This window comes from Clostridium puniceum (assembly GCF_002006345.1).
GTDB lineage: Bacteria > Bacillota > Clostridia > Clostridiales > Clostridiaceae > Clostridium > Clostridium puniceum.
The window spans coordinates 1-7258 of record NZ_LZZM01000040.1; the positions used below are offsets into that span (position 1 = coordinate 1).

At 28.4% G+C, this 7258-nt stretch carries 8 protein-coding genes and 2 pseudogenes; all 10 read left to right on the forward strand.

Annotation, left to right across the window (positions count from 1 at the left end):
- Positions 1-446 precede the first annotated feature (446 nt).
- Positions 447-701, forward strand: coding sequence for a hypothetical protein (locus tag CLPUN_RS03375; protein ID WP_077845976.1), 255 nt, complete (start codon positions 447-449; stop codon positions 699-701).
- A 611-nt stretch (positions 702-1312) separates the two neighbouring features.
- Complete coding sequence (locus CLPUN_RS03380; protein ID WP_077845977.1) at positions 1313-1537, forward strand: hypothetical protein; 225 nt, start codon at positions 1313-1315, stop codon at positions 1535-1537.
- A gap of 194 nt (positions 1538-1731) precedes the next feature.
- Positions 1732-1860, forward strand: coding sequence for a hypothetical protein (locus CLPUN_RS29095; protein ID WP_278281596.1), 129 nt, complete (start codon positions 1732-1734; stop codon positions 1858-1860).
- Positions 1861-2143: 283 nt separating this feature from the next.
- Positions 2144-2853: pseudogene (locus CLPUN_RS03385) on the forward strand (tyrosine-type recombinase/integrase); the annotation flags it as partial.
- Positions 2854-2953: 100 nt separating this feature from the next.
- Positions 2954-3629: pseudogene (locus tag CLPUN_RS29805) on the forward strand (IS91 family transposase); the annotation flags it as partial.
- Positions 3630-3836: 207 nt separating this feature from the next.
- Entirely contained in the window at positions 3837-4037 is a 201-nt protein-coding gene (locus tag CLPUN_RS26915; protein WP_143328967.1) for an HNH endonuclease signature motif containing protein, read from the forward strand.
- A 211-nt stretch (positions 4038-4248) separates the two neighbouring features.
- The gene (locus CLPUN_RS03415; RefSeq protein WP_077845982.1) at positions 4249-4758 is read left to right on the forward strand and encodes a GNAT family N-acetyltransferase; all 510 of its coding nucleotides are present in this window, start codon (positions 4249-4251) and stop codon (positions 4756-4758) included.
- 249 nt (positions 4759-5007) lie between these two features.
- A complete protein-coding gene (locus CLPUN_RS03420) occupies positions 5008-5937 on the forward strand; it encodes a helix-turn-helix domain-containing GNAT family N-acetyltransferase (protein WP_077845983.1) in 930 nt (309 codons plus the stop codon).
- Between the two features lie 324 nt (positions 5938-6261).
- Positions 6262-6561 (forward strand): hypothetical protein, encoded by a 300-nt coding sequence (locus CLPUN_RS03425; RefSeq protein WP_077845984.1) that lies wholly within the window; start codon positions 6262-6264, stop codon positions 6559-6561.
- A 386-nt stretch (positions 6562-6947) separates the two neighbouring features.
- On the forward strand, positions 6948-7025 hold the full coding sequence (locus CLPUN_RS29525; protein ID WP_423237275.1) for a hypothetical protein: 78 nt from the start codon (positions 6948-6950) through the stop codon (positions 7023-7025).
- Positions 7026-7258 lie beyond the last annotated feature (233 nt).

Below are 7258 nucleotides of genomic sequence, written 5' to 3' on the forward strand. Positions count from 1 at the left end.
AAATGTTCAAAGGGGACGTTTGATTATTTTTACTTCAATAAATTTCATATTTATGAATATATATGATTATAAGATTTTTATTTTATTAATTACCATTGTAATTATAATGAAATATATAAATTATTTATAAATTAAGCGTACTTAATACAAATGACTGTCCGTAAGTCAGCTTGTTGTATAGAATTTCTTTAAAATAATTCCCTAAATATAGTATGATTATATTAATTACTAATTTAAGGTGATGAATAATAGTGAAGAGAAAAATTATTAAGAAAGTTATATGTATAGGATTACTAAGTGTAAGTATATTAGGATTTGGTTAGATAGATGCTAATGCAGAATGGAAACAAGATTCTAATGGATGGTGGAACACAGAAGGAAGCTCATGGTCATCAAGTTGAACAGAAATTGGTGGAAACTGGTATTATTTCTATTCCGATGGATACATGGCTCAAAATCAATACACAGGAAACTATTATTTAGGCTCTGATGGTGTGTGGACTACAAATATACCGGAATACGTTAAAAAGACAGGTGTTATTAGTGATAATAGCAAAATGGTTTATGTAAGTATGGCAAATACTAAGTATCATACAATACCTAATTGTAATGGTGATAAAACAAGAGAATTGACTTTAAATGAAGCAAAAAAACGTGGATATCAACCTGACAGTGAATGTTGTGGAATAAGTATTAATTAGTATAAGATATTAACAACTATTTTTTTAAATTTTACTATAAACACTAAGTTAAGGTTCTTTAGTTTTGCTAGAGAGCCTTTTTATAAGCTAAATGTAGGATCTAATTTAAGTATTCTGCTATCTCAAAAAACATTTAATAATTTTATTATAAAAGTTAAAGAGAATACATATATATAATTTTAGACTCAAAGCTAATTACATCAGTAGATGTGTGGAGATGCTAATAATTGACGAAAATAAAAATCAAAGTAAAGGATTTAGATGTTGAAAACAGTTATTGTTACTAGTGGCATAATAAAAATAGAAAAACTTAAATAACATAGAAATTAAATATAGAATCAATATTTAATTAGAAAATAAAAAAGGACAGCCTGCTAGGGTGTAACAGACTATCCCAATACTGACCAATATTTGTTGTTTAATGAGAATAAATAATAAGGCTTAACTACTATATTTTATTATAGATGGTTTTTGTGACAAAAGTGTGACAATTTGAGCAAGTTTAAAATAAATTAAAACAATAAGAAAATCAAGAGGTTCGTGAAAATGTAAAGGTAAAAAAAGGGAAAAAGTACTTTCTGTATAATTAATATATAGAAGGTGGTGTGAATATGGATATAGTAGAAAAAGTTATTATGAACCTTAAAATAAGACCAAATGGAATGAGCTTGACAGAATTAAACGAAATATGCTTTGCAACTTACCAAAAAACTTTAATTGGTTCAAAATTTGCAAGGTTAAAAGCTCTTATGGTACCTACATTGAAATACTTGGAAGAAACTGATCAAATAATATTGTTTGGTAATGGAATTGTAAAATTGAAATCAAAACAATAAAATTAGGAGCTCTATTAATTAGAGTTCTTTCATTATGCATAAAATTAATATCAAATAGTTAAAAACTATTATTTTTATTAATACAATTGCGTACTGGTTCGTGAATAAAAGTGCAACAAAAGAGGAGCGTTATAAACCGGGGGTGCAGACAAAAAGTTGGGCTTCTTTAGGCTTTGAAAGGAGCTAAATAATGAATGTATTCAGCTGAAAAGAGAAAAGCTGCACTAAAGTACTATCACCAATGTGGATCGGTAACTGAAACAGTTCTTCAATTGGGATATTCTTCCAGAGAATTGTTTTATAAATGGCTAAAGAAAAGTTAAAATCTTGTAGGATAAACGAGTGGGGATTACAAATGTTAAGGTTGAAACTGCAGGTTTAAATGCAGGGAGAAATCCCATCAATATAAAAGTTCAGTAATGCAGAATATGTAAATAGAACTAACTCGCTAAAAGCGACGGCTTTGGCTTTATCCGTAATATAAATTTTTAATTCATAGTTTCATAATATCCGAAAATATGTGAAAATAAAAAGATGTTGTCGCCACAACATCTTTTTATTTTGTAACACCCCTTGTTTTATACGTCGAAAGGAGTGTTAATGAAAATGACTGAACTACAAGTCAATTTTCGTAAAGATTTAGTAATGCGTGGATTTACAGAATCCACTATTAAAAATTACTTACTAGTTGCAGGTGAATTTGAAAAATTTGTTTCTCTACCTCCAACGCTTTTCCAAGAAAAGCATGCAGTAGATTTCTTATATGATTGTATCATAAATAGAAAATTAAAAGAAGATACTGCAAACTATAAAAATTCAATAATAAAATTACTTTTTGTTGTTACTTTAAATAAAGAATGGAACAACTTAAAAGTTCCTAGGATGAAAAGAAGAAAAACATTACCAATAGTTCTTTCCAAAAGTGAAGTTAAAGAATTTTTAGATTCTATTGATGATTTGAGATATAAGACAATTTTTTCAATTATATATTCAGGTGGTTTAAGATTAAGTGAAGTTAGAAATTTAAAGGTTAGTGATATTGATAGTAACGCCATGAAAATAATCGTTAGAGATGGTAAGGGAAAAAAAGATAGACATACTTTATTAGGCTGTAACACGCTTATGCTTTTGAGGGAATATTGGAAAACATATAAGCCTAAAGACTACTTATTTCTTGGAAAAGATAGAGTAAAACCATTAGGGCTTAGAACAATTCAACTTGCTTTTACAAAATATCTAGCTAAAACTAAAATACAAAACTTCGCCATGCATTCGCTACGCATCTTTTAGATGCAGGTACGGATATAATTTATATCCAAAGGTTAATGGGACATTCTAGTATAACTTCAACAACGATATATCTACATTTAAGAGACTATAAAGTATTAAAAATTAAAAGTCCAGCTGATTTATTAGATGACTAGAAATAATCAATTGCAAGAAATTTTCGAAACTTATGGGGATAAATATTTAAAAAATCATAGGCTTCCAAGTTATATTAAAAAAGTAATATCAGATATAAAATTTTGCAGAACATCAAATTTAGGCGGACATATTCAACAATGTGATGAGTGCGGTGATATTAAGATATCATATAATTATTGTCGAAATAGACATTCCCTAAATGCCAAACATTAGCAAAGGACAAGAAGTATTTAGATGCTGATATAGGCATTACAACAATATTGCATACTTGGAGCAAAATTTAATGTTTCATCCACACATTCATTGTATAGTTCCTTCGGTCGGTTTGAGTAATTTAGGAAATAGGTGGAATAACTCTAAAGAAAATTTTTTTATTCCAGTAAAAGTTTTATCAAGAAAATTTAGAGGAAAATTTCTCCCATAATTCAAAGAAGCTTTCAAAACACAAGAATTTATTTTAAATAAGGATATATTACAATTTACTAATTCCAAATCATACAGTAAATTTTTAAATGAAATGTATGCCAAAGAATGGATAGTTTACTCTAAAGCACCTTATAAAAGTGCTTCCCATGTACTAAAGTATTTAGGAAGATATACACATAGAGTTGCAATATCAAATTATAGAATACTTAATATTAAAGAAAAATATAACTATAAAAAATGGTATATAGCAAGATTGATATTGTTTCCTGTAGCTGGAATTAAGACATCAAACGCTAAGAATCTCAATCAAGAAATTTGCAACTATACAGAAGAAGATAGAAAAAGAATCCATGATAATTTAAGAGCGATAAATCATAAAATCTTGAATTATATCATGGAAAACCCTGTGCAAGGGTAAACCACAGAATATAATGATAATAGAATATCGTTGTATATAGCTCAAAATGGGAAGTGTAGTGTAACTGGTGAAATTTTAGAAATAGGAAATATGGAATGTCATCATAAGAAACCTAAAGAACTAGGCGGAAAAGATGAATACAAGAATCTTACTTTTGTTAAAGGATGTTTACAAATTAATTCACGCTGTAGAAATTATAGAAAAATACAAAGATATATTGAACTTAGATAAAAAAAGCTTGGAAAGACTTAATAAACTTCGATTAAAGGTTGGAAATTGTATAATATAAATATATAAGTAAATATTGATGGAGCGCCGTATGAGTTGGAAACTCTCGTGTACGGTGCGGAGGAGGGGAAAAGGTAAAGATTACTTCAAAGCCTTACCTATTCTATTTTTGGTATAATATTTGTAATTGGAAATTTAAAAAGGAGAGTTAATTATGACTAAAAATTTTGAAATTAAGGAAATGACACAAGTTTCAGATAATATTTTGCATGAGCTTTCACTACTTTTGATAAACGTAGTTGAAGGGGGAGCATCAGTTGGTTTTTTACCATCATTAAGCATAGAAGATGCAAAACAATATTGGAAAGAAGCATTGACAACAGGAGTTATACTTTGGGTTGTACAAATAAGAGGAAGGATACTTGGGACTGTGCAATTACATTTATGCCAAAAACAAAATGGAAAACATCGTGCAGAAATTGCGAAACTTATGGTACATTCTGATGTCAGAAGAGAAGGATTGGGGAAGCATTTAATGGAGAGCGCAGAAGAAAGAGCAAAAATTGAGCAGAGAAATCTTATTACATTAGATACAAAATCGGGAGATCCTTCAAACTTGTTATATCAGTCTATTGGGTATATTGAAGCAGGGCGAATACCGAAATATGCAAAATCTCATAATGGTAGTTTACACGAAACTATTTTTTACTATAAGCAAATGTAGCTTAAGCTATGATACTTTATTTTATGAATTAATAAAATAATTAGCAGGCTGGAATATCACATTATTCAGAAATGAAAGTGTAATATTTTCTTATTACGCAATGTTCGTATATAGTAAACTAAATAAATAGTAATTTGTAAAAATTATATGTTTTCAAAAGAAAAAACTTGACAAAAGCAAACGATATAATTGATAAAAGCAAGTATATTGATTATAATTTTCTTATAATATGATAGGAAGGATTTTGATATGAATAAAAATATTAAAAACAGTGTTAGTATTATTAGAAGTTTCAATCGCTATTATACAAATGTATTAGGTCTATTAGACCAGCATATTCTAGAAAGTGACTTATCATTATCAGAAGTACGCGTTTTACATGAAATTGAAAAAACGAAACAATGCACGTCTAGAATATTGGTAGATATTTTGTGTATGGACGCAGGATATTTAAGCAGAATATTGAAAAAGTTTTATAAAATGGGTTTATTGACGAAAGAAAAATCATTTGAGGACGGTCGAGTACAATATCTACATCTTACATCAGATGGAAAAGAAAAAATGGATGATTTAAATAATAGTTCAGATGAACAAATTGCTCAAATGATAAAGCCATTAGTAAAAATTGACAGGAATTGTTTAGTTAAGAATATGATATCTATAGAAACTATTTTAATGAATGGTGCCAATATTAAATTAAATGATATTACTATCCGCACAGATGTATGTCCTGGAGATATAGGGTATATTACCTATATGCATGGATGGATTTATCGAGAGGAATATGAATATTCTACCGATTTTGAAGGATATGTAGCCGAATCATTTTTTGAATTTATTCGTGGCTATAATCCAGACAGCGAACGTTTATGGTGTGCAGAACATAGTGGCAAAATAATAGGTTGTATTGGTATCATAGGTCATGGAGAACGTGCACAACTTCGATGGTTCTTGCTTGCCCCACACTATCGAGGAATTGGTCTAGGTAAGAAACTATTACAGGAATCACTCAATTTTGCTAGAGAGAAAAACTATAAGAGTGTTTATCTGAATACCACAAATGACTTAGATAAAGCAATCAGTATGTATAATAAAGCAGGATTTGTAAAAGTATCAGAAAAAGCAAATAATTCATGGCGAGAAGATTTGACTGAACTTGAATTTGAGATACAGTTGTAGAAAAAGTTCAACAAATTCGAATTTAGCATTGACTTGATTAGTAATCGTAATTTAACCTTCAAGGTTTCGGTGGAATAATGCCTTAGTATAAAAACTATAAAGATGTATTGGTAGCAAATGTAATAGATATTAGAGGATACTTTTATCAACAGACTTGTCAAGAGAGAGCGGTAGGATATAATACGTCGGTCTTTGTGAATAAGGAAAAAGAAAAGCATGTTCGTTACTCTTTAGGTGATTTTTTGATATAGTAGCAGTTTATTTTAATTTGCATTAATATGATTATTTCAAAGTAAAAGTATTATAAATAGATAAAAAACAAGAATGGAAGGCATTTTATATGAAAATAAAAAACTTGTAAATTTTCTTGTTATAGTTGGCATTTGCATTTTGATAATTCAGATTTTTGTTGCCATGTCAGTTCTTATGCTTAGTAGAGATATAAATAACAGAGTAAGCTTTATAGCATCAGTTTTAACTATTTTGACGGGAATGATATTGAGGATATTTTTAAGTAATCTATTTGAATTATTTACAGGGAGACATTTTGGAGAAATGTATTACAGATTTTATTCTTTCGATAAATCCAATAATTTAAATCATGATGATAAAAATACAGATTAAAATTCAGTTAGATTTAAGATACATAAGAGTGTTTTATAATGTAGTGAAATCGCCACTTTAGGGCATGTGGGTAAATTTGAATAAATATGAAGAAAAATGTGCCAGCCTCTCTTCATGCTCGGCTAAAATATAAAATTAAAAGGATACCTCAATGCTATGCTAATTTTAGTAGGCATGTTTATAGAAAATTCTAATTAGAATTAAAAAAAACAGGAAAAATTATTATATCACTCGAATCAGTAAGAAATTATTTTAAGAAGTGGAATATGGAGGATAGTAGCAAATGCAATAGTAGCTATAAAAGGAGAAATGAAAATTGGATGGATATTTGATAATAATTATAGCAAATGGCATTATTGTGGTGAAACTGGCACTATCAAAATAGGATGCAAAAGATAAATAATGAATTGTATTATTTTGATATTAGTGGAGCAATGCAAACTGGTTGGATAAAAGATCAATGAAAGGACTATATGTTATATTCTACTGGATAAATGGTATCAAATATAGATTATGTAGGTTAGTTAGTGATGATGTTACAACTAAATTAAGTTAAGTTTTAGGGGAGGGGAGTTAATCCTGTACCATTTATTTTTATGTTTTCTTAACTATATTTTTAATTTATTAATTGATTATAATGACCATTTATACGTCATATATAAAATACAATAATATAAGTATCTGACTTATATTTTAG

Coding starts and splice junctions, on each gene's coding strand:
- CLPUN_RS29525 (WP_423237275.1), top strand. CDS start 6,948: ATGCAAAAGATAAATAATGAATTGTATTATTTTGATATTAGTGGAGCA.
- CLPUN_RS29095 (WP_278281596.1), top strand. CDS start 1,732: ATGTATTCAGCTGAAAAGAGAAAAGCTGCACTAAAGTACTATCACCAA.
- CLPUN_RS03425 (WP_077845984.1), top strand. CDS start 6,262: ATGGAAGGCATTTTATATGAAAATAAAAAACTTGTAAATTTTCTTGTT.
- CLPUN_RS03380 (WP_077845977.1), top strand. CDS start 1,313: ATGGATATAGTAGAAAAAGTTATTATGAACCTTAAAATAAGACCAAAT.
- CLPUN_RS03375 (WP_077845976.1), top strand. CDS start 447: ATGGCTCAAAATCAATACACAGGAAACTATTATTTAGGCTCTGATGGT.
- CLPUN_RS03415 (WP_077845982.1), top strand. CDS start 4,249: ATGACTAAAAATTTTGAAATTAAGGAAATGACACAAGTTTCAGATAAT.
- CLPUN_RS03420 (WP_077845983.1), top strand. CDS start 5,008: ATGAATAAAAATATTAAAAACAGTGTTAGTATTATTAGAAGTTTCAAT.